21 protein-coding genes are annotated in these 21,851 nt (G+C 67.8%); 18 read left to right on the forward strand and 3 right to left on the reverse strand.

The features are described 5' to 3' along the window. Positions 1 to 37 precede the first annotated feature (37 nt). A complete protein-coding gene (bioB, locus tag ACX1DX_RS14880; protein ID WP_459397204.1) occupies positions 38 to 1,090 on the reverse strand; it encodes a biotin synthase BioB in 1,053 nt (350 codons plus the stop codon). Between the two features lie 273 nt (positions 1,091 to 1,363). On the opposite strand from bioB, the gene groES reads away from it, so the two are divergent. The 5 genes from groES (at position 1,364) to ACX1DX_RS14905 (ending at position 7,429) form a co-directional block, all read left to right on the forward strand. Next, entirely contained in the window at positions 1,364 to 1,660 is a 297-nt protein-coding gene (groES, locus tag ACX1DX_RS14885) for a co-chaperone GroES (protein WP_076059623.1), read from the forward strand. Positions 1,661 to 1,675: 15 nt separating this feature from the next. Further along, positions 1,676 to 3,262: a chaperonin GroEL gene (groL, locus tag ACX1DX_RS14890; protein WP_459397205.1), complete on the forward strand. Its 1,587-nt coding sequence runs from the start codon at positions 1,676 to 1,678 to the stop codon at positions 3,260 to 3,262. Between the two features lie 147 nt (positions 3,263 to 3,409). After that, positions 3,410 to 3,796, forward strand: coding sequence for a (deoxy)nucleoside triphosphate pyrophosphohydrolase (locus ACX1DX_RS14895; RefSeq protein WP_459398228.1), 387 nt, complete (start codon positions 3,410 to 3,412; stop codon positions 3,794 to 3,796). Then, positions 3,787 to 6,750: a DEAD/DEAH box helicase gene (locus tag ACX1DX_RS14900; protein WP_459397206.1), complete on the forward strand. Its 2,964-nt coding sequence runs from the start codon at positions 3,787 to 3,789 to the stop codon at positions 6,748 to 6,750. Before ACX1DX_RS14895 ends, ACX1DX_RS14900 begins: the two co-directional genes overlap by 10 nt. Positions 6,751 to 6,757: 7 nt before the next feature. Then, a complete protein-coding gene (locus ACX1DX_RS14905; RefSeq protein WP_459397207.1) occupies positions 6,758 to 7,429 on the forward strand; it encodes a GntR family transcriptional regulator in 672 nt (223 codons plus the stop codon). Between the two features lie 6 nt (positions 7,430 to 7,435). Here ACX1DX_RS14905 and ACX1DX_RS14910 read toward each other — a convergent pair whose 3' ends face one another. Then, on the reverse strand, positions 7,436 to 8,368 hold the full coding sequence (locus tag ACX1DX_RS14910; RefSeq protein WP_459397208.1) for a carbamate kinase: 933 nt from the start codon (positions 8,366 to 8,368) through the stop codon (positions 7,436 to 7,438). A 66-nt stretch (positions 8,369 to 8,434) separates the two neighbouring features. Here ACX1DX_RS14910 and ACX1DX_RS14915 point away from each other — a divergent pair, with 66 nt between their 5' ends. The 9 genes from ACX1DX_RS14915 (at position 8,435) to ACX1DX_RS14955 (ending at position 17,955) form a co-directional block, all read left to right on the forward strand. Next, on the forward strand, positions 8,435 to 9,037 hold the full coding sequence (locus ACX1DX_RS14915) for an ankyrin repeat domain-containing protein (RefSeq protein WP_459397209.1): 603 nt from the start codon (positions 8,435 to 8,437) through the stop codon (positions 9,035 to 9,037). Position 9,038: 1 nt separating this feature from the next. Beyond that, positions 9,039 to 9,836: an oxamate carbamoyltransferase subunit AllH family protein gene (locus tag ACX1DX_RS14920; protein ID WP_459397210.1), complete on the forward strand. Its 798-nt coding sequence runs from the start codon at positions 9,039 to 9,041 to the stop codon at positions 9,834 to 9,836. Further along, the gene (gene fdrA, locus ACX1DX_RS14925; protein WP_459397211.1) at positions 9,833 to 11,389 is read left to right on the forward strand and encodes an acyl-CoA synthetase FdrA; all 1,557 of its coding nucleotides are present in this window, start codon (positions 9,833 to 9,835) and stop codon (positions 11,387 to 11,389) included. Before ACX1DX_RS14920 ends, fdrA begins: the two co-directional genes overlap by 4 nt. Continuing rightward, positions 11,389 to 12,807, forward strand: a complete 1,419-nt coding sequence (locus tag ACX1DX_RS14930; protein ID WP_459397212.1) for a YlbE family protein — start codon at positions 11,389 to 11,391, stop codon at positions 12,805 to 12,807. The genes fdrA and ACX1DX_RS14930 overlap by 1 nt, the downstream gene beginning before the upstream one ends. Positions 12,808 to 12,866: 59 nt before the next feature. Continuing rightward, positions 12,867 to 14,354: a cytosine permease gene (locus tag ACX1DX_RS14935; RefSeq protein ID WP_182764576.1), complete on the forward strand. Its 1,488-nt coding sequence runs from the start codon at positions 12,867 to 12,869 to the stop codon at positions 14,352 to 14,354. A 27-nt stretch (positions 14,355 to 14,381) separates the two neighbouring features. Then, positions 14,382 to 14,849, forward strand: coding sequence for a nucleoside deaminase (locus tag ACX1DX_RS14940; RefSeq protein ID WP_459397213.1), 468 nt, complete (start codon positions 14,382 to 14,384; stop codon positions 14,847 to 14,849). A gap of 163 nt (positions 14,850 to 15,012) precedes the next feature. Further along, a complete protein-coding gene (gene guaB, locus ACX1DX_RS14945; protein ID WP_209455252.1) occupies positions 15,013 to 16,518 on the forward strand; it encodes an IMP dehydrogenase in 1,506 nt (501 codons plus the stop codon). Positions 16,519 to 16,543: 25 nt separating this feature from the next. Then, positions 16,544 to 17,644, forward strand: coding sequence for a GuaB3 family IMP dehydrogenase-related protein (locus ACX1DX_RS14950; protein WP_182764573.1), 1,101 nt, complete (start codon positions 16,544 to 16,546; stop codon positions 17,642 to 17,644). Between the two features lie 14 nt (positions 17,645 to 17,658). After that, on the forward strand, positions 17,659 to 17,955 hold the full coding sequence (locus ACX1DX_RS14955) for a chorismate mutase (protein ID WP_459397214.1): 297 nt from the start codon (positions 17,659 to 17,661) through the stop codon (positions 17,953 to 17,955). A gap of 36 nt (positions 17,956 to 17,991) precedes the next feature. On the opposite strand, the gene ACX1DX_RS14960 is transcribed toward ACX1DX_RS14955, so the two are convergent. Further along, on the reverse strand, positions 17,992 to 18,372 hold the full coding sequence (locus tag ACX1DX_RS14960; RefSeq protein ID WP_182764572.1) for a globin: 381 nt from the start codon (positions 18,370 to 18,372) through the stop codon (positions 17,992 to 17,994). A 103-nt stretch (positions 18,373 to 18,475) separates the two neighbouring features. On the opposite strand from ACX1DX_RS14960, the gene ACX1DX_RS14965 reads away from it, so the two are divergent. Genes ACX1DX_RS14965 through ACX1DX_RS14980 form a run of 4 tightly spaced genes read left to right on the forward strand, consistent with a single transcriptional unit; the run spans position 18,476 to position 21,812 of the window. Beyond that, the gene (locus ACX1DX_RS14965) at positions 18,476 to 18,646 is read left to right on the forward strand and encodes an alpha/beta fold hydrolase (protein WP_459397215.1); all 171 of its coding nucleotides are present in this window, start codon (positions 18,476 to 18,478) and stop codon (positions 18,644 to 18,646) included. Positions 18,647 to 18,661: 15 nt separating this feature from the next. Beyond that, on the forward strand, positions 18,662 to 19,303 hold the full coding sequence (locus ACX1DX_RS14970; protein ID WP_459397216.1) for a TetR/AcrR family transcriptional regulator: 642 nt from the start codon (positions 18,662 to 18,664) through the stop codon (positions 19,301 to 19,303). Then, positions 19,300 to 20,184: an ABC transporter ATP-binding protein gene (locus ACX1DX_RS14975; RefSeq protein WP_459397217.1), complete on the forward strand. Its 885-nt coding sequence runs from the start codon at positions 19,300 to 19,302 to the stop codon at positions 20,182 to 20,184. The genes ACX1DX_RS14970 and ACX1DX_RS14975 overlap by 4 nt, the downstream gene beginning before the upstream one ends. Further along, entirely contained in the window at positions 20,181 to 21,812 is a 1,632-nt protein-coding gene (locus tag ACX1DX_RS14980; RefSeq protein ID WP_459397218.1) for an efflux permease Rv1217c-related protein, read from the forward strand. The genes ACX1DX_RS14975 and ACX1DX_RS14980 overlap by 4 nt, the downstream gene beginning before the upstream one ends. Positions 21,813 to 21,851: the final 39 nt, after the last annotated feature.

The following is a 21,851-nucleotide window of genomic DNA, read 5'->3' on the forward strand; positions in this document are numbered from 1 at the left end:
CGCCCGATGGTAGCGAGCACTCGGAGTGCACGGTTGCTCAGGCGTTGGCAGCGACCTGGGTTCCGGCGCCCCGACGACGTACCGACGTCTGGGGGAGGGCTGCCGCGAGCCGCTCCTCGGAGCCGTGGACGGTGTAGCCGCCGTCGGCGAGCATCTGGAGGTCGGCCTTGCCGGCCTGGCCCTCGGAGGTGAGGTAGTCGCCGAGGAACAGCGAGTTGCAGATCTCCATGCTGAGCGGCTGGAGCGAGCGCAGGTGCTGCTCGCGCCCGGCGGAGACGCGCACGTCGGCCGCCCCGTGCACGAAGCGGATCATGGCGAGGATGCGCAGGCACTGGTGCGGGGTGAGCTCGTGGTGGCCCTGCAGCGGGGTGCCGTCGAACGGCATGAGGAAGTTCACCGGCACGGAATCCGCGCCGATCTCCTTGAGTTGGAACGTCACCTCGACGAGCTGCTCGTCGGTCTCACCCATGCCGGCGATGAGGCCGGAGCAGGCGGAGAGGCCGTGCTCGCGGGCGTGCTGGACGGTCTGCTTGCGGTCGTCGAAGTCGTGGGTGCTGCAGATGTTGTCGTAGTGGGACTCGGCGGTGTTGAGGTTGTGGTTGTAGGCGTCCGTCCCGACGGCGGCGAGCTTCTCCGCCTGCCCGTCCTTGAGGATGCCCAGGCAGGCGCACACCTCGACGTCGGGGTTCTCGTCCTTGAGGTCTTCGACGATCTTGGACACGCGGTCCACGTCGCGGTTCGACGGGCCGCGGCCTGAGGCGACCAGGCACACGCGGCCGGCCCCGGCCTGGATGCCGGCCTTCGCCGCGGCCAGCGCGTCCTCGTGGGTGAGCCAGGTGTAGCGGAGGATCTCGGCGTCGGAGCCGAGGCGCTGCGAGCAGTAGAAGCAGTCCTCGGGGCACTTACCCGACTTGAGGTTGACGAGGTAGTTGACCTTCGTGGCAACACCGTGGAAATGGCGGCGCACACGCCCGGCCGCGGCGACGAGCTCATAGGTGCGGGCGTCCGGAAGCTGCAGGACGGCCAGGGCCTCGTCGGGGGAGATGGTGCCGTCGGCGATCGCCTTGTCGGTAAGGGAGTACAGATCCACGGGTTCGCTCCTTCGCGTTTGAACACTGTTCAGAAAGGAGCTTAACAGTGTTCAAATCTGCGGTAACCCGGGGATCAGGGCTCACGGGGCACAGCGCAACCACAAAACCTGGCACTCGGCTTGATTGAGTGCTAAAGCCGCGATAGTTTGGGGACTGGCACTCGACACCCTCGGGTGCTAACTGCCTAGGCGGCACCGCGACGACGCCCGGGTCCAACAGAAGAAGACATCTCAGCCGGTTTCGGCCGGAAGACACAAAGGAAGGTGTTTGACGTGGCAACCACGATCAAGCCTCTCGAGGACCGCATTCTGATCCAGCCCCTCGAGGCCACCCAGCAGACCCAGTCGGGCCTCTTCATCCCCGACACCGCCAAGGAAAAGCCCCAGGAGGGCAAGGTCATCGCCACCGGCCCCGGCCGCATCGACGACAAGGGCAACCGCATCCCCCTCGATGTCGCTGAGGGCGACGTCGTCATCTTCTCGAAGTACGGCGGCACCGAGGTCAAGTACGACGGCAACGAATACCTCCTGCTCAACGCGCGGGACATCCTCGCCGTCGTCTCCAAGTAAGGGCTGATTTCACCCATGGCAAAGATTCTCGCTTTCAACGAGGAAGCCCGCCGCGCTCTCGAGCGTGGCGTTGACGCCCTCGCCGACACCGTCAAGGTGACGCTCGGCCCCAAGGGCCGCTACGTCGTCCTGGACCAGAAGTGGGGCGCCCCGACCATCACCAACGACGGCGTCACCGTCGCCAAGGAGGTCGAGCTCGACGATCCTTACGAGGATCTCGGCGCCCAGCTGGCCAAGGAGGTCGCCACCAAGACCAACGACGTCGCAGGTGACGGCACCACCACCGCCACCGTGCTCGCCCAGGCCATGGTCCACGCCGGCCTGCGCGCCGTGACCGCCGGCATCAACCCCGTCGGCCTCAAGCGCGGCATCGACAAGGCCGTTGAGGCCGTCGTCGAGCGCCTGCGTGAGAACGCCCGCGTGGTCGACACCACCGCCGACATGGCGTCGGTCGCCACCATCTCCTCGCGTGACGAGCAGATCGGCGAGCTCATCGCCGAGGCGTTCGACAAGGTCGGCAAGGACGGCGTCATCACCGTCGACGAGTCGCAGACCTTCGGCACCGAGCTGGAGTTCACCGAGGGCATGCAGTTCGACAAGGGCTACCTGTCGCCGTACATGGTCACTGACACGGACCGCATGGAAGCCGTGCTGGATGATCCGTACATCCTGATCAACAGCGGCAAGATCTCGTCGATGAACGAGCTGCTCCCGCTGCTGGAGAAGGTCATCGCCGCCAAGGGCACGCTGTTCATCGTGGCTGAGGACGTCGACGGCGAAGCGCTCTCGACCCTCGTGGTCAACAAGATCCGCGGCACCTTCACCTCCGTGGCCGTCAAGGCCCCGGCCTTCGGTGACCGCCGCAAGGCCATGCTCGAAGACATCGCCATCCTCACCGGTGGCCAGGTCGTCGCGCCCGAGGTCGGCCTCAAGCTCGACCAGGTTGGCCTCGAGGTGCTCGGCCGCGCCCGCCGCATCGTCGTCACCAAGGACGCCACCACCATCGTCGATGGCGCTGGCGAATCCTCCGAGGTCGACGGCCGCGTGGCCCAGCTGCGCGCCGAGATCGAGCGCACGGATTCCGACTGGGACCGCGAGAAGCTGCAGGAGCGGGTCGCCAAGCTCGCCGGTGGCGTGTGCGTGATCCAGGTCGGCGCCGCCACCGAGGTGGAGCTCAAGGAGAAGAAGCACCGCATCGAGGACGCCGTCTCGGCCACCCGTGCGGCCATCGAGGAGGGCATCGTCGCCGGTGGCGGCTCCGCCCTCATCCACGCCGGCGCGGTGCTCGCTGACGGCCTCGGCCTCGAAGGCGACGAGCTCGCCGGCGTGAACGTCGTGGCCAAGTCGCTCGCCGAGCCGCTGCGCTGGATCGCTGAGAACGGTGGCGAAGCCGGCTACGTCATCACCTCCAAGGTTGCCGAGATGGAGGTCGGTCACGGCTACAACGCCAAGATCGGCGAGTACCAGGATCTCGTTGCCAACGGCGTGATCGACCCGGTCAAGGTCACGCGTTCCGCGCTGGCCAACGCCGCGTCCATCGCGTCGCTGCTGCTCACCACGGAAACCCTCGTCGTCGACAAGCGCGAAGACCAGGACGCCTGATCTGACATCAGTCGCTGCAAGGCCCCGCCCGGTTCGCCCGGGCGGGGCCTTCTGCGATCCCGCTGGTGTTGAGCTGGCCAGCTGCCGGCGCCGCCGATAGCCTGGTCCCCGACCTGGGAGGGTGGCGAAGTGGGCAAGCGGATCACTGTGGTTGGCGCGGTTTCGGTGCGGGACGGACGCATTCTGGCGGCGCGCCGGAGCGACTCCATGTCACTGCCCGGGCTCTGGGAGTTCCCCGGTGGGAAGATCGAGCCCGGCGAGACGCCGCAGGAGACGCTGCGCCGCGAGATCGACGAGGAGCTGGGCTGCACCGTCGAGGTGGGCGACTTCCTCACCCGCACCGAATACCAGTACTCGTTCGGGCTCGTGGACCTGAGCACCTACTGGTGCCGGATCGTCGACGGTGAACCTGAGCCGACTGAGCACTCCGAGCTGCGCTGGGTGGACGCCCATGAGCTGGCCGAGCTGGAGTGGGCACCGGCTGACGTCCCGGCCGCCGAACTGATCTTCGCGGCCCGCGACCGATGGAGCTGACAGCGGGCTTTGGCCGCGACCTGACGTTCGGTTTCGTCGACCGCACGCAGACCTCACCCCGCCTCCACCACCCCCGGCTGATCGTGAACGAAGGCCGCGACACCATGCTGCGGACGATCCGCCACGAGCTGCGCCGCGCCGACAGCTTCGTGTTCTCCGTCGCTTTCGTCACCCCGGGTGCCATCGCCGCGCTGAAACAGGCGCTGCTCGACTTCTCGGGCGCGGGCACGATCATCACCTCGACGTACCTGGGCTTCAACTCGCCGGCCGCCTTTGACGAACTGCTCAACCTGCCGCGCATCGAAGTGCTGCTGCTGGACGGTGCCTCGGAGGGATTCCATGCGAAGGGCTATGTGTTCCGTCAGGAGCACAGCTCGACGGCCATCGTGGGCAGTTCCAACCTCACCGAGTCAGCCCTGCTGCGCAACCACGAATGGAACCTGCGCTTCTCAGCGTTGGCGGACGGTGACATCGTGCACCAACTCGAAGCCGCCGTCGACAGGCAGCGTGCCCGCGCGGTGCCCCTCACCCGCGCCTGGGTAGAGGCCTACCGTAAGACCTGGCGGCCGCCCGCCGCTCCGAGCACCCCGCACCAGGCCCCCGCCGTTGGGGCCGGCGCTGCCGTCATGGTCGTCGCCAACTCCATGCAGGTGGAGGCGCTGGCCGAGATCGATCTGGTGCGGGCCCGGGGGGAGAAGCGCGGCCTCGTCGTGTCCGCCACGGGCACGGGCAAGACGATCCTCGCGGCCCTCGATGTGCGAACGGCCCAACCGCAACGCATGCTGTTCGTGGTGCACCGGGAACAGATCCTGGACAAGGCCATCGCTGAGTTCCGCCGGGTCCTGGGCGCCCCCGCCAGCGACATCGGCAAATTGGCCGGCGGCCGCCGCGAGGTGGATCGCCGCTACGTGTTCGCCACCGTCCAGTCGCTGTCCAACGCCCTGGGTGACATCGCCCCGGATGCCTTCGACTACGTCCTCATCGACGAGGTGCACCGGGCCGGCGCCGACAGCTACCGCCGCATCATCGAGCATCTCACCCCGGCCTTCCTGCTGGGCATGACCGCCACCCCGGAGCGCACCGACGGTTTCAACATCTTCGAGCTGTTCCACTACAACGTGGCCTACGAGATCAGGCTGCAGAAGGCGCTGGAGGCCGACATGCTGGCCCCGTTCCACTACTACGGGGTCACCGACTACGTCACCGGCGACGGTGAGGTCATCGACGACACGACCAGCCTCGCCCGCCTCGTGGACCGCGAACGCGTCGACCACGTGCTCGCCGCAGTGGAGCGCTACGGGCAGGCGGGGATCCCGGTACGCGGCCTCATCTTCTGCTCCCGCAACGAGGAGGCCAGGCAGCTGTCCCAGGTCCTCAACGGGCGCACCCTGCGAGGCCGCAGACTGCGCACGATGTCCCTGTCCGGCATGGACTCGGTGCGGGCCAGAGAGGACGCGGTCGCACGGTTGGAACGGGGCGACCTCGACTACCTCCTCACCGTCGACATCTTCAACGAGGGCATCGACATCCCTGCCATCAATCAGGTGGTGATGCTGCGCCAGACCCAGTCGGCCATCGTGTTCACCCAGCAACTGGGGCGTGGCCTGCGCAAGGCTGCAGGCAAGGACTACCTCGTCGTCATCGATCTCATCGGCAATTACGCCAACAACTACCTGGTACCGGTGGCGTTGTTCGGCGACTCCAGCCTGTCGAAGGATTCGGTGCGGCAGAATCTCATCGAGGCCGAGGAGGCCGGCTCCATCGCCGGGCTGTCCAGCGTCAACTTCGACGCCATCGCCCGCGATCAGGTCTTCAAGGCCATCGCCCAGGTCAAGCTTGATTCGATGGTGGCCCTGAAGAAGGCCTACACAGAGATGCGCAACAGGGTCGGGGGAGAGCCGAAGCTCCTGGACTTCGCGCGGTTCGACACTGCGGATCCGGTGGTGCTGGGCACCAAGGAGAAGAACTACTGGCAGCTGTCGGCCAAGTTCGCCAACGTGCAGGGCCCCACGCCCCGCCAGACCAGACTGCTCAACCTGCTCACGGTCGAGCTGCTCAATGGGAAGCGGCCCCACGAACTTGTGGTGCTCCGGGCGCTGCTGGAGGAGGGCCGGCTCACCGGGGCCGACATCGTCGAGCGCTTGCGCGCACGAGACTGCACCAGCACGCCCGAGGTGGTGCGCAGCGCCGTCAGCATGTTGACTCTCGGGTTCTTCCCGGCGAAGACGAAGCCCAGCTACCATCCGCTCGCGGTCGAGAGTGACGGCGGACTGGAACTGAGCCCCGAATTCCGCGACGAATGGGCCAACCCCGATTTCCGGGCGCAGGCCACCGACGTCATCGACACGGGCCTCTTCCTCGCCCGTCACCGGCACGGCTGGGCGCAGACGCTGCGCCCGGGCAGGCGCTACTCGCGCAAGGACGCCTGCCGGCTGCTCAATTTCCGCGGCGACGAGACGGCCACGCTCTACGGCTACAAGGTGGACGAGTTCTCCCGCACCTGCCCCATTTTCGTGACCTACCACAAGGGCGACGAGGTGGAGTCCTCCGTGGCCTACGGCGATGAGTTCCTCGACGAATCCACTTTGCGATGGTTCACCCGCAGCAGGCTGCATCTGGGCAGCCGGGAGGTGCGCCGCATCGTCGAGCACAGCGTGGAACTGCACCTGTTCGTCAAGCGTGACGACGCCGAGGGTCGCGACTTCCTGTATCTCGGCACCGTGAGCCCGCACAATGCGCGGCAGGAGACGATGCCCACGGACGACAGGTTGTCCGTCGTCACGATGCACCTGCGCCTCGACGAGCCGGTGGAACGCGGCCTCTACGACTACCTCACGGCCGGCCCGGCCCCCGCCCAGGCGACAGTGGCAGATCTGGGTTGGCGGGAGGCAGCGCTTGATCTGCCGCTATTCGCTCATCCTGGAACAGCGCAAGCGGACAAGGTAGTGCCATAATCGGGCGATGACCACCAGGCGCGACGACAATCTCGGCCAGACGCAACGCTCCCTGGCCGAGCGTGCGCGCGACGTCATCCGCGACCGCATCACCACCGGCGCCTACCAGCCCGGGTACCGGATCAAGGAGCGCGACCTCTCCGAGGAACTGGGCATTTCGCGCATCCCGGTGCGCGAGGCGCTGGCCGGGTTGTCGACGGAGGGCTTCATCACCCTGCAGCCCCGCCGCGGTGCGGTGGTCACTGAACTGGTCCCGGAGGACCTGCGGGAGATCTTCGAGCTGCGCGAGGCCCTCGAGGTGCAGGAGGTCGAGCTTGCACTCAAGCACGGCAGCGAAGCGGAACGAGCCCGCCTGCTGCGCGTCGTCGAGAAGGAACAGTCCGCACTGAAGTCGGGTAACCGCGACCTGGTGCGCCGGTACAACGCGGAGTTCCACGAGGTGCTGGTCCAGATGACGCACAACTCGCTCATGGCGTCGATGCTGGAACCGCTGCGCAACCGGTTAAACTGGTTGTTCAAGCAGAATGACGACCCGGCCGCCATCTGCGGCGAGCACTTCGAGATCGCCCAGGCCATCGTGTCGGGGGACAGGGCCAAGGCGCGGGCGCTCGCCGAAGTGCATGTGGGGACCTCACTGCGGCTCGCCCACACGCTCCTCTTCGGCGACACAGAAGCCTGACGCGGGTCAGGAGCGGAGGACGGTTCCGGCCTTGCCCTCGAGGGCAGCGCCGATCTTGTCCAGCGCGGTGATGACGCCCATGGGCCCACCCTGTTCGACGAAGCGGCGGATCGCCGCGACCTTCGGGCCCATGGAACCGGCGCCGAACTGCCCCTCGGCCTCGTGGCGGCGGATCTCCTCCAGGCTCACCTCACCGAGCGGGGCCGCGTAGTCCTTGCCCCAGTTGACCCAGGCATTGTCCACGTTGGTGGCCAGCACGAGGGCATCGGCGCCCAGCCGGCGGGCCAGCAGCACGCTGGCCAGGTCCTTGTCGATGACGGCCTCGACGCCGTGCAGCACGCCTTCGGCGTCGCGTGTGACGGGGATTCCGCCACCGCCGCCGGCCACGACGAGCAGGCCGGCCTTCAGCAGCGCGTCGATCGCCGGCGCGTCGAGGATCTCGATCGGTTCGGGGCTGGGCACGAGCCGGCGCCAGCGTCCGGGCTCGATCTCGCTGAGCATCTGGCCGAAGTGGCTCAGGCGCTCTGCCGTCGCCTCGTCCACGTAACGCCCGACGGGCTTGGTGGGCTTGTCGAACGCCGGGTCATCCGCAGCGACGAGCGCACGGGTGACGACGACGGCGGGCAACATGTCGATCTGACGGTGCGCCAGTGCACGGTCCAAGGCGTTGAGCAGGATGAAGCCTATCGAGCCCTGCGTATTGGCGACACACCAGTCCAGGGGGACGGGGGTCAGCACGTAGGCGGCCAGGTCGTTCTTGGCCAGGATGTTGCCCACCTGCGGGCCGTTTCCGTGGGAGATCAGCACCTGGTGGCCGTCGTGGGCCAGAGCTGCGATCTGTTCCGCCGCCGCCTCGACGGCAGCGATCTGGTGATCGGCCCGGACGGATTCTCCGGGGCCGGTCATTGCGTTGCCCCCTAGGGCTACCAAGATCCTCATGTATATGGTATACCATATGCCAGAGGGTTTAAGAAGGCAGAGACGCCCGGAGAACAGGCAGGAAAGATGACTCACACCGCATGGCCGGACATGGTGGCCGGTGCCGCCGCCGACGAGGTTCGCGCACAGCTCGCAGGCGGGGCTGACCCCAACGCGACGGCGACCGGAGCGCAGGCCCGTTCCTCCGCGGTGCTGATCGCGGCGAGCGCAGGCAACACCGAGGCGCTCGAGGTGCTGATCGAGGCCGGGGCCGATATCAACGCCCAGAACCGCATCTCCCTCAACCCGTTCCTGTGGGCCTGCATCAACAACGACCTGACCTTGGCGCGCCGCATGGTGGAGGCCGGGACCGACCTCGAGCTGGTCACCCGGTTCGGGGGAGTGGGCATCCACCCCTCCGCGGAGAAGGGATTCGTGGAACTCACGCGCTACCTTGCCGAGGAGACCGACGTCAACGTCAACCACACCAACATCTGTGGCTGGACACCGCTGCTGGAGGCGATCATCCTCCGTGACGGTGGCCCCACGCAGCAGGAGATCGTGAAGATCCTCCTCGACGCGGGCGCGGACCCGAAGATGGTCGACCAGTGGGGCGTAACCCCGCTGCAGCACGCCGAGAAGATGGGCTTCACCGAGATCGCCGAGCTCCTCGTAGCAGCAGGCGCCTGACATGACCGTGATGAGGGCGCTCGTGGCTGACCGGGAGTTCACCTCCTGGGCCGCCAACCGCCCGCGTGCGCGAGTCCACTCGGTCTTCGCGCGCACCGTCAACATGATCGACGCCTCCGGCCTCTGGACCCTCGCCGCCGCGACGGTGCCGGTGGGACCGCGCACCGCTGTACTGGACATGCCGTCGGCAGCAACACTCAAGCTCGCCGTCGGAGATGAGGTGGATCTCGCCTCCGTCGACCTCAGGAACGCCACCACCTGGAATTCCGCCCGCTGGCCGTTGCGGATCACGCGCAGCGCGGTCGAGGTGGTGCGGGCGCACCTGCCCGTCACCAACGCGACGGACCCGTTCGAGCGCGCGGCAGAGGGGCGGATCGCCACGCACGCGGTGCGACTCCAGACAGCGGTGAGCGGCGGCGACTTCACCACCACCAAGATCGCGGCAGCGGGCCTCATCGGCCTCGGTCCCGGTCTCACCCCGGCCGGTGACGACCTCCTCGCGGGCTTCATCATCGGCTGCCACGTCACGGGTCGCGACGCGGCCCTGCGGTGGCTGCGCTCCGCCGTCGCGGAGCACGCCGCGGCCACCAACGACATCAGCCTCACGATGCTGACCGCGGCCCTCGACGGCCGCGCGACCAGCGTCCTCCACCACCTCGTCGATGCGCTCGGCGCGGGCGACACCGACCGCATCACCGCGGCCACCAACCAATGCCTCGCGGTCGGGCACTCCTCAGGACTGCACATTGTGGGCGGACTCGTCGCCGCCCTGGAACTCACTGAAAGAGGTCATCGATGACGACAACAACGACGCTCATCAAGAAGAACACCTACATCGACTCGGTCTCACTCATGTCGGTCTCGACGAAGGCCAACGCGCTGCCGGGTGTGCAGCAGGCCTTCACCGCCATGGGCACCCCCATGAACAAGGAGGTGCTGGAGGGTCTCGGTCTGCTGAGCGGGGAGGTCGCCGAAGCCACTCCCGGTGACCTCATCCTCATCGCCATCACCGACGACGGCGTCGACACCGATGAGGTCATGGGCCAGGTCCAGGAACTGCTCGTCCGCAAACCCCGCGGCGACGAGGAGTCCGAGATCACCTACCGCACCCTCAAGGGCGCCGCCGGTGGCCGCAAGGACGCGAATCTCGCAGTGATCTCCGTGAACGGCGCGTTCGCCGCGAACCAGGCGCACGCAGCGCTCGACGCCGGGCTCAGCGTGCTGATGTTCTCCGACAACGTCTCCATCGAGGACGAACTGTCCCTCAAGCGCAAGGCGCACGACAGGGGCCTGCTCATGATGGGACCGGACTGTGGCACCGCCATCCTCGGCGGCGTCGGTCTCTGCTTCGCCAACGAGGTACGTCGCGGGCACATCGGCATCGTCGGTGCCTCCGGCACCGGCAGCCAGGAGATGAGCGTGCGCCTGCACGCCTTCGGCGGCGGCATCAGCCACCTCATCGGCACCGGCGGCCGCGACCTCTCCGAGGAGATCGGCGGCATCATGATGCTCGACGGCATCGCCGCGCTGGACGCGGACCCGGGCACCGACGTGCTCGTCGTCGTGTCCAAGCCGCCGGCACACTCCGTGGCGAGCAAGGTCATCGACGCGCTCGCCGCCTCGAAGAAGCCCGCCGTCGTGTGCTTCCTCGGCGCCCCACAGGAACTCCTGGACGAGGCCGAGGACAAGGGCGTCAAGGCGTACAACCGCACCAAGCCCGCCGTCATCGCCGCCCTCGAGGCCAGCGGCGTCGACACCAGCACCATGAACCTCCACCCCCTCAACTGGCCCCTCATCGAGGAGGTCCGCGGCAAGCTCGCTCCCGAGCAGCGCTACATCCGCGGCATCTTCGCCGGGGGCACGCTCTGCGACGAGGCCATGTTCCTCGCTCTGGAGGACTTCGACGACGTCTACTCCAACCTGCGCTCCGGTGAGTTCCACCTCGGGGCCGGCGACACGTCGAAGGGCCACACCTTCCTCGACTTCGGCTCGGACGAGTTCACCAACGGCAAGCCGCACCCCATGATCGATCCGTCCAACCGTATCCAGCGCTTCCTGGAGGAGGCCGCTGACCCGGAGACCGGCGTCATCGTGCTCGACTTCGTCCTGGGCTACGGCGCCAACCCCGACCCCGTCGGCGTGATGCTGCCCGCCATCAAGCAGGCCAAGCAGCAGGCTGCCGCTGAAGGGCGCCACCTCGAGGTCCTCGCCTTCGTGCTCGGCACCGAGGGCGACCCACAGGACTTCGACTCGCAGGTCAACCAGCTCACGGACGCGGGCGTCACGTGGGCATCGTCTTCCACCAACACCGGGCTCCTCGCCCGCGAATTCGTCAAGAAGGGCAACAACTGATGAGCATCGCAGACCTCCTGACCAACCCGCTGTCGGTCGTCAACGTCGGGGCCGAGATGTTCGCCGACGACATCACCACCCAGGGCGCCCGCGTCACGCACCTCGACTGGACCCCGCCCGGTGGCGGCCGGCCCGACGTGATCGCCGCGCTGACCAAGCTGGCTGATCCCGCCAACGCCGAGCGCATCGAGGCCGCCAACGCCATCGCGCTGGAACGCATCGTCACCTCCCAGCCCATGCTGGTGGGCTTCGGTCAGGCCCTCGACGTGGTGCCCGGCATGACGAAGAAGACCATCCTGCACGCCGGCCCGCCCATCGAGTTCCAGCGCATGGCCGGCGCCATGAGGGGCGCCGTCACCGGCGCGCTGGTGTTCGAGGGCCTCGCCAAGGACCTCGACGAGGCCTATGAGTTGGCGCTCTCGGGAGAGATCGACTTCAGCCCCTGCCACGAGCACAACGCGGTGGGTTCCATGGCCGGCGTCACCTCCGCATCGATGTTCATGCACGTGGTGGAGAACCGCCCCTACGGCAACTACGCCTACACCAACCTGTCCGAGCAGCTCGCCAAGATCCTTCGGATGGGCGCCAACGACCAGAGCGTCATCGACCGCCTCAACTGGATGCGTGACGTGTTCGGCCCGATCCTCCGCGACGCCATGGTGTCGGCCAAGGAGATCGACCTGCGCATGATGCTGGCCCAGGCCATCCACATGGGCGACGAGGCCCACAACCGCAACAACGCCGGGACCGCGCTGCTCATCCAGGCCCTGACGCCGCACATCCTCGAGTCGGGCTTCTCGACGAAGGACAAGCAGGACGTCTTCAACTTCGTGCTCAGTTCCGACTACTTCTCGGGCCCCACCTGGATGGCCACCTCCAAGGCCGCCATGGACGCGGCGCGCAACATTCCGGACTCCACCGTCGTGACCACGATGTGCCGCAACGGCGTGGAGTTCGGCATCCGGGTCTCCGGCATCGGCGGCAACACCTGGTTCACCGGGCCGGCCCAGCGTGTCGTCGGCCCGCTGTTCGCCGGTTACACGGTGGAGGACTCCGGCCTCGACATCGGCGACTCCGCGATCACCGAGACCTACGGCATCGGCGGCTTCGCCATGGCCGCAGCCCCGGCGATCGTCCCCCTGGTGGGCGGCACCGTCTCCGAGGCCATCGGCTACTCGAAGACCATGATGGACATCACCACCGGGACCAACCCGAACATCACGATCCCGCTGCTGGACTTCCGTGGGATCGCCAGCGCCATCGACGTGCGCAAGGTGGAGGACACGGGCATCCTGCCCGTCATCAACACCGCCATCGCGCACAAGGACGCCGGCATCGGCATGATCGGTGCAGGCATCACCTACCCGCCGCTCGAGGCGTTCCACACGGCAACTCTCGCACTGGCCGAGAAGTTCTGAACCTCACCACAATCGGTGGGCAGGGTTGCCCACCGTCCACCCTTGAAAGGGGAAACATCATGTCAACGCTCTCTGTTGACGCTGCTGACGTAGTGGAGATCTCGGACGAGACCTTCGCCGAGTACGCGTCGCGCGGCTACTCGGAGGAGGTGCTGCCGGTGCGCCGCAAGGACCGCACCTGGGGTATCCGCAACTTCGCGACGGTGTGGATGGGGCCCATCCACAACATCCTCAGCTACTTCACTGTCGTCGGTTTCTTCGCCTTCGGCCTGTCCGCCTGGCAGGTCATCGGGGCCATCATGACGGCGGCGGTCATCGTGTCGATCGGCTACGTCCTCAACGGCCACGCGGCCGCCAAGTACGGTGTGCCGTTCGCGATGCTCATCCGCGACACCTTCGGCGTCAAGGGCGCCGTGTTCCCGGCACTGCTGCGTGGCCTCATCGCCGGCTTCGTCTTCTTCGGCCTCACCACTGTGTCCTCGGCCCAGGCCCTCGACGTCGTGTTCGAGCGGCTCTTCCCGGGCTTCCTGAACCTCGGTGGGGGAGCGGACGTGCTCGGCCTCCCCATCCCGACGCTGATCAGCTACGTCGTGATGTGGGTCGTCACCGTGGTGCTCTACCTCGCCGGCCAGAAGTTCATCGGCAAGTTCTCCGACTGGGCCTCGCCCGCCGTCTGGATCCTGATGGTCGTCGGTGTCATCATCGCGATCAGCAACGCCGGCGGCGTCGGCGACGTGCTCGCGCTCGACCCGATCACCGAACCGGTCACCGTCGTCGGCTTCGTCACCTGCGTCTCGATGCTCGTGTCCAACTGGGCCGGCCCGATCGTCAACATCGCCGACATCTCGCGCACCGCCGCCAACCAGCGCGCGCCACGCCTGGGGTTCCCCATCGGCATGATCGTGTCCTACATCCTGTTCGCCATCGTGACGGTGTCGTTCATGGCCAGCCTGTACGCCGTCAGCGGCGGTGAGATCGACGTCAACAAGCCCACGGTCTTCGTCGACGCCATCAACTCGATCGGCAACCCCTTCATCGTCATCCTGCTGATCCTGGCCATGAACGTCGGCGCCACCGCCTTCGTCGTGTTCGGCAACATGCTGCCCTCCGGGCTGCAGATGACGGCCCAGCTGCCCAAGTGGTTCACCGTGAAGACCGGCGGCCTCCTCGCCGCCGTCGTCGGCACGCTGATCCTGCCCTGGCAGTTCGTGGAGAACACCACGATGCTCTACCTCTTCTACAGCTTCATCGGCTCGATGTTCGGCCCCATCGCCGGCATCATGCTCGCCAGCTACTACCTCGAGCGCAAGCGCGTCCTGAACCTCGACAACATCTACACCGCCCCCGGTGCGGACGGCGCGTACCCGGGCGGCGTCAACTGGCGCGCGATCGGCGTGCTGGTCGTCAGCTTCGTCGTGACCATGTCCGGGAAGCTCTTCAGCGGCGTCGAACTGCTGGCCACCATCAACAACTGGGCCTTCTTCTGCGGCCTCATCATCGGGTTCGTGGGCTACCTGCTCGTCCGTCCCCGCACCACCACCAACTGATCGTCCCCACAGACAAAGGCGTTCCTCATGGACGAATACTTCAAGCTCGCCGTCGAAGCCACCATGGAAGGCATGCGTGAGGGCACCGGCGGACCGTTCGGCGCCACCCTCGTCGACAAGAGCGGCGAAGTCATCGCCGCCGTCGGCAACACCGTGCTCAAGGAGATGGACCCCTCGGGCCACGCCGAGCTCGTCGCGGTCCGCGAGGCCTGCGCCACGTTGAACACGCTCGACCTCAGCGGCTCGACCATGTACGCCACGTGTGAGCCCTGCCCCATGTGCGTGGCCGTGATGATGTGGGCCGGCGTGGAGAAGTGCTACTACGCCTCCACCCGCACCGACGCTGCGGAGGCCGGGTTCTCGGACCAGCACCTGCGCGACTTCCTCGACAAGACCGACCCCACCCTCTTCGACCTCGAGCATCTCGAAGAGGGCCGCGAAGACTGTGCTGAGATCTGGACCGAGTTCGGTCGGCTGAAAGCCGAGCGGGCCTGACCCACAGCACACTGAGAACCCCGCCAGGCGTCCCCCTGTCTGGCGGGGTTCGTCATTTCCGGAGCCGTCCGCCGCTCGGCCACCGGTTAGCCCGGCCTCAGGCGGCGGCGTAGACTGAGGCCTCGAATGGCCGCGACCGAAGGGTGACCAAGTGTCCGAGGAACTGACTGGATCGGGGGTGCCCGCGCCGTTCGGCGTGCTGGGGCTCACCTATGACGATGTGCTCCTTCAGCCCAACCAATCAGACATCATCCCCTCGCAGGTGGACACCGGCACCCAGCTGACCCGTCGCATCAGGCTCAACGTGCCGCTCGCCTCCGCTGCGATGGACACCGTCACCGAATCCCGCCTGGCCATCGCCATGGCGCGCGAGGGTGGCATCGGCATCCTGCACCGCAACCTCAGCATCGAGGACCAGGCGCACATGGTTGACCAGGTGAAGCGCTCGGAGGCCGGCATGGTGTCTGAACCCATCACCGTCGGTCCCGACGCCACCCTCGGGGAGGTCGACGACCTCTGCGCCCAGTTCCGCATCTCCGGCACGCCCGTGGTGGATTCCGACGGCACGCTCCTGGGCATCATCACCAACCGCGACATGCGCTTCGAGGACGACGCCTCCCGCAAGGTGGGCGAGGTCATGACGAAGATGCCGCTGGTCACCGCCCACGTCGGCGTGACCAACGACGAGGCCATCGGCCTCATGGCCAGGCACAAGATCGAGAAGCTGCCCATCGTCGACGGCCAGGGCAAGCTCAAGGGGCTCATCACCCTCAAGGACTTCGTCAAGGCTGACAAGTACCCCCACGCCGCCAAGGACGACTCCGGCCGCCTGCGCGTCGGCGCCGCCGTCGGCTTCTTCGGCGACTCCTGGGACCGCGCCATGGCGCTGGTGGAGAAGGGCGTCGACGCCATCGTCGTCGACACCGCGCACGGCCACAGCCGCGGCGTCGTGGACATGATCCGCCGCCTCAAGGCAGAACCCCTCGCCGCTGACGTCGACATCATCGGCGGCAACGTCGCCACCTACGCCGGAGCCAAGGCCCTCGTCGAGGCCGGTGCAGACGCCGTGAAGGTGGGCGTCGGCCCCGGCTCCATCTGCACCACCCGCGTGGTGGCAGGCGTGGGCGTGCCCCAGGTCACCGCCATCTACGACGCGGCCCGTGCCGCCAGGCCGGCCGGTGTGCCGGTCATCGGCGACGGCGGCCTCCAGTACTCCGGCGACATCGCCAAGGCCATCGTGGCCGGCGCCTCCAGCGTCATGCTCGGTTCGCTCCTGGCCGGCTGCGCCGAGAGCCCCGGCGAGCTGGTGTTCATCAACGGCAAGCAGTACAAGAGCTACCGCGGCATGGGTTCGCTGGGCGCCATGGCCGCCCGCGGGCGCAAGGCCTCCTATTCGAAGGACCGCTACTTCCAGGGCGACGTCACCGCCGACGACAAGCTCATCCCCGAAGGCATCGAGGGACAGGTCGCCTACCGCGGTCCGCTGGCCGCCGTGGCCTACCAACTGGTGGGTGGCCTGCGGCAGTCCATGTTCTACTCCGGAGCGGGCACCATCGCCGAGCTCCAGGACAGGGGCCGCTTCGTGCGGATCACGGCCGCCGGCCTGCGCGAATCGCACCCACATGACATCCAGATGACCGCCGAAGCGCCGAACTACTCGTCGCGCTAGGAAGAGAACAGGTATAAACAACCACATGTACGAGCTTGAGCGTTCCAAGCGCGCCTCCCGCGCCTACAGCTTCGACGACGTCGCCATCGCGCCCACGCGTCGCACCCGCAGCGACGAGGAGGTGGACCTCTCCTGGAAGATCGACGCCGTCAGCTTCGACGTGCCGATCGTGGCCGCCCCCATGGACTCGGTGATGTCGCCGGCAGCGGCCATCCGCATGGGGCAGCTCGGCGGCCTGGGCGTGCTGAACCTGGAGGGTCTCTGGACCCGCTATGAGGATCCGCAGGCCCAGTATGAACTGATCACCCAGCAGTCGGATCAGGTCACCGCCACCAAGCGGCTGCAGGAGATCTACGCCGAGCCGGTGAAGGCGGAGCTCATCCGCGATCGCCTGGCCGAGATCCGCGACGCCGGGGTTCCGGTGGCCGGGTCGCTGTCGCCCGCCCGCACGCAGGAGTTCGCGCCCATCATCGAGAAGGCCGGCATGGACTTCTTCGTGATCCGCGGCACCACCGTCTCTGCGGAGCACGTCGGCGGCGAGGACACCCTCAATCTCAAGGACTTCATCTACCGCTTCGACACCCCGGTGCTCGTCGGTGGGGTGGCCACCTACCGTGCGGGTCTTCACCTCATGCGTTCCGGTGCGGCCGGCGTCCTCGTCGGCTTCGGCGGCGGCGCCACGCACACCACCGCGTCGGTGCTGGGCATCCAGGTGCCCATGGCCTCTGCGGTGGCAGACGTGGCGGAGGCCCGTCGTGACTACCTCGAGGAGTCCGGCGGCCGCTACGTGCACATCATCGCCGACGGCGCCGTCGGGCGTTCCGGCGACATCGCCAAGGCCATCGCCTGTGGTGCCGACGCCGTGATGGTCGGCTCGCCGCTGGCTCGCGCCACCGAGGCCCCCGGCCGCGGCTGGCACTGGGGTTCCGAGGCCTGGCACGCCTCGTTGCCGCGTGGCGAGCGCTCCTTCTTCGAGCAGGTCGGCACCCTCGAAGAGGTCGTGCTCGGCCCGTCGCGGGTTCCGGACGGCACGATGAACCTGGCTGGCGGTCTCCGCAAGGCCATGGCGCTGACCGGTTACACGGACCTCAAGTCGTTCCAGCGCATCGAACTCATCCTGCTCTGACGATGGGGATCCCCATGGACGAAGCCCTCCACGAGCTGAAGCGCCTGCGCGGCAGCATCGACAACATGGACTCCGCCCTCATCCACCTGCTGGCTGAGCGTTTCAAGGTGACCCAGCGGGTGGGAGAGCTCAAGGCGAGCGCGGGGCTGCCGCCGGCAGACCCGGGCCGCGAGGCCCAACAGATCGCCCGGCTCCGTGCGCTCGCGGAGAGCGCGGAGCTGGATCCTGAGCTGGCGGAGAAGTTCCTGACGTTCATCGTCAGCGAGGTGGTGCGCCACCACGAGCGGATCGCCGCGGAGCAGGCAGACTGACGCCCTGAGCCGGCGGCCTCGGGGGAGGCTGCCGGGTCAGTCGTGGGCGTTGATCATGAACTCCGCCGCCCGCACCAGGTAGTCGCGCAGGGCGGCGTCGTCCTCCGGGGCGAGATCCAGCGTGTCGCAGGCGTTCATCATGTGGTGCACCCAGCGGTCGCGCTGCAGCGGGGTGACGGCGAACTCCAGGTGCCGCATCCGCAGCCTCGGGTGGCCGCGCTGCTCCTGGTAGGTCTTCGGGCCGCCCCAGTACTGCTCGAGGAACATCCTCAACCGGTCCTCCGCCGGGCCCAGGTCCGCTTCGGGGTAGAGCTCCCGCAGCGGGGCGTCATCGGCGACACCCTTGTAGAACTCGTGCACGAGTTGCTGGAAAGTCCCGTAGCCGCCCACGCGGTCGTAGAAGCTCTTGTCTGTCACGGACCCATTGTGTCAGGAGCCGGTGACGCACCCTCTACAGCAACCTGAACGCGGTGTCAGGATTGGCGGCAGCGGCCCACCCCCAACGACGAGGAGCCCTGCCATGAACGAACTGACCCCGCAGCGGATCCGGACCAACCGCCTCACCCAGAACGTGTGGACGGCAGGTCCGATGGACGGCACGCCGCTGCTGCTGGTGCACGGCAACCTCAGCAGCGGCGGCTTCTGGCGGTACGTCGTCGCTGGGCGACGCCTTGTACAAGCGTATAGGTAGTTATACGCTTGTATCGTGATTGATGACCGGACGACGAGTGCCAAACTGCGCGACGCGTGTATCGAGATCGTCGCGGAATCGGGGGTGAAGGCCGCGACCGCGCGCGCCGTCGCCGACCTGGCCGGTGTGTCGCTGGGTCTCATCCGCCACCACTTCGGCTCCATGGGGCAGCTCCTGCACGCCTGTGACCAACACGTCGCGGATCTCGTGCGCTACGGCAAAGAGGACGCCATCGCCCAGGGCGCCGGGTTCGACGCGCTGGCCGCGCTCCGGGCCACCGGCTCCGAGCACGTCATGGGCTACCTCGCCATGCGCCTCACCGACGATTCCGAGGGCATCAACCACCTCGTCGACGCGATGATCGACGACGCCGAGGGCTACCTCGACGCAGGCGTCCAGGCCGGGCTGCTCACACCCACCGACGATGAGCGCGCCCGGGCCGTCCTGCTGACGATGTTCGGGTTGGGCTCGCTCAGCCTGCACAACCACCTGAGCCGGCACTTCGGCATCGACCTGCGCAGCGCAGACCCCTCCACCCAGCCCGGCTTCGCGCGCTACCTGAGCGTCCACCTGGAGGTCTTCGGCGGCCTCCTGCAACCCGCGGTCCGTGAGCAGTACCTCGCGGCCATCGATCAACTGTCCGAGGAGGACGCATGATCCCCATCCAGACGCGGCAGCTCACCAAGCACTACGGGTCCTTCCCCGCGCTGGTGGACCTCGATCTCGACGTGCGGCAGGGGGAGGTCTTCGGTTTCCTCGGCCCGAACGGCGCCGGGAAGTCCACCACCATCCGCGTGCTGATGGGCGAGCTCAACGCGACGTCGGGCTCGGCCGCGGTGCTGGGTGCCGCCCCTCGCGAGGTGGCCCACCGCAACCGGCTGGGCTATCTCCCGGCGGACCTGGCGCTGTGGCCGGCGATGACAGGGCGGGACACCCTGAAGTTCTTCGCCAATCTCCGCGGGGGAGTCGACTGGCGCTACGTCGACCAACTCGTGGAGCGCCTCAAGGCCACCCTCGACAAGCGCGTCGGGGAACTCTCCAGCGGCAACCGGCAGAAGATCGGCCTGATCGCCACGTTCATGCACAAGCCCGAACTGCTGCTGCTCGACGAACCCAACGCCGGCCTCGACCCCCTCGTGCAGCACGAGTTCTGGGCCATGATGCGCGAGGTCGCCGACGACGGCCGCAGCGTCTTCCTGTCGTCGCACACCCTGTCAGAGGTGGAGCGCGTGGCGGACAGGGTGGGCATCATCCGTCAAGGTCGCCTCGTCGCGGTGGAGGAGGTCGCTGCGCTGCGCGCCATGCAGATGCGCCGTATCGAGCTGGATTTCGACGGCGAGCTCGAGGAGGGTTTCCTCCGCCGGATCGACGGCGTGCGCGACGTGGAACTGAGGCCGGGGCGCGCGGTCGTCGACTTCAACGGCGACATGTCCGCGCTGCTCGGGGCCGTCACCGGCCTCACCACCCTGCGCGACCTCCGCACCAACGATGCCGACCTCGAGGAGATCTTCCTGGCCTACTACAAGGACGCGAAGTGAGCACCGCGGTCCTCCGCAAGGGCCTGGCCGACGGGTGGCGGGGCCTGACGACCGCCGCCGCAGTCGTCGCCGCGATGCTGGTGTTCGGGCTGATCGTCTACCAGGACATCGACCTGAGCATCTACGAGGCGCTCCCGGAAGCCGTCCGCAGCGTGATGGGTGTCCCCGTGGAGGCGGACGCGTCCGTGCTCGCCTACAACGAGATGCTCGGGGCCATCGGCGCGATGGCACTGGCAGGCGTCGGCATCGCGATCGGGGCCCAGGCCGTGGCCGGCGAAGAGGGCAACCCGACGCTGCCCCTGGTGCTGGCCGCGCCCGTGTCGCGCACGGCCTACGCCCTGAGCAGGGCGGTGGCCATGGTGCTGCTCCTCGTGGCCGCGACGGTCGTGATCTGGGCGGCCGGCGCGCTGGCGCCGCTGGCCCTCGGCATCGACATCGGCCAATCCGATCTCGGTGCCCTCATGACCCACCTCGGGGCCAACACCGTGTTCCACGCGGCCGTCGCGTTCGCCGTCGGCGCGCTGACGGGCCGCAAGTCTCTGGCGGCCGCGATCGCAGCCGGGGTCATGGTGCTGGGGTGGCTCGGCGCGGGGCTGCTGCCCCTGTGGCGTGAGGGCTCGGCGGAGTGGGTGCCGTGGACCTGGTTCAACGGCTCGAAGCCGCTGGTCAACGGCGTCGACGGCGGACACCTCGCCCTACTGCTCGGTGGGACCGTGGTTCTGGTCGCGGTGGGGGTCCTCGGGTTCGCACGGCGTGAGATCCGCCTGCATGAGGGTGGCGCCTCGCTGAAGCAGCGGCTCCACGGGCTCCCGGTCGTCGGGAAACTGGTGCGCCCCACCGGTCGGGGCCAGTCCCTCCTGGGTCTGCGCTTCGCCTCACAGCGCACGCTGCTGATCACGGTGACGTTCATCATGGGCGCGCTGATGGGCCTCGTGATGGGCCCGTTGTACTCGTCGATGGAGGCTGACCTCAACCAGTTCGCCGCGAGCTTCCCCGAGGCGATGGTGGCGATGTTCGGCGGTGGCAACATGTCCACCCCCGCCGGGTTCCTCCACATCGAAACGATGGGCATGATGGCTCCCATCGCCGTGATCCTGCTGGCCACGGCAGCCGCCTCGGCCGGCATCGCGGGGGAGGAGCACGCCGGGCGGCTCGCGGGACTGCTCGCCACCCCCGTCTCGCGCTCCCGCGTCTACTGGACCACCGCTGCGGTCATGGCCGGCTACGTGCTGGTGGTCAGCGTCGGGCTGTTCCTCGGCCTGTGGGCGGGCAACGCGCTGGGCGGGCTCGAGGTGGAACTCGCCAACGTCGCGACCGCCTGCTTCCTGATGGCCTGCCTCGGATGGGCCTTCGGCGGCTTCGCGCTGCTGTTGTCCGCGGCCACGGGTCGCCCCGGCCTCGTCGTCTGGGGCACCACGGGCGTGGCCATCGTGACGTACTTCGGCTACACGCTGCTCATGGCGGCGGGCCGGGAGGAGTGGGGATGGTGGTCGCCGTTCCGCGCCTACCTGTACGGCGCCCCCATCGAGGTGGGCATGGCGTGGTGGCAGCCGACGTGGCTCCTGGTCGCCGCCGTCGCTTTGGTCCTGGCAGGGCTTCCCCTGTTCGCGCGCCGCGACCTCCGCTGACTTCTTCGCGCGCAAGGCTCTCGGCCATCGGTATCGTCG

The organism is Tessaracoccus zhenghani, from assembly GCF_054552775.1.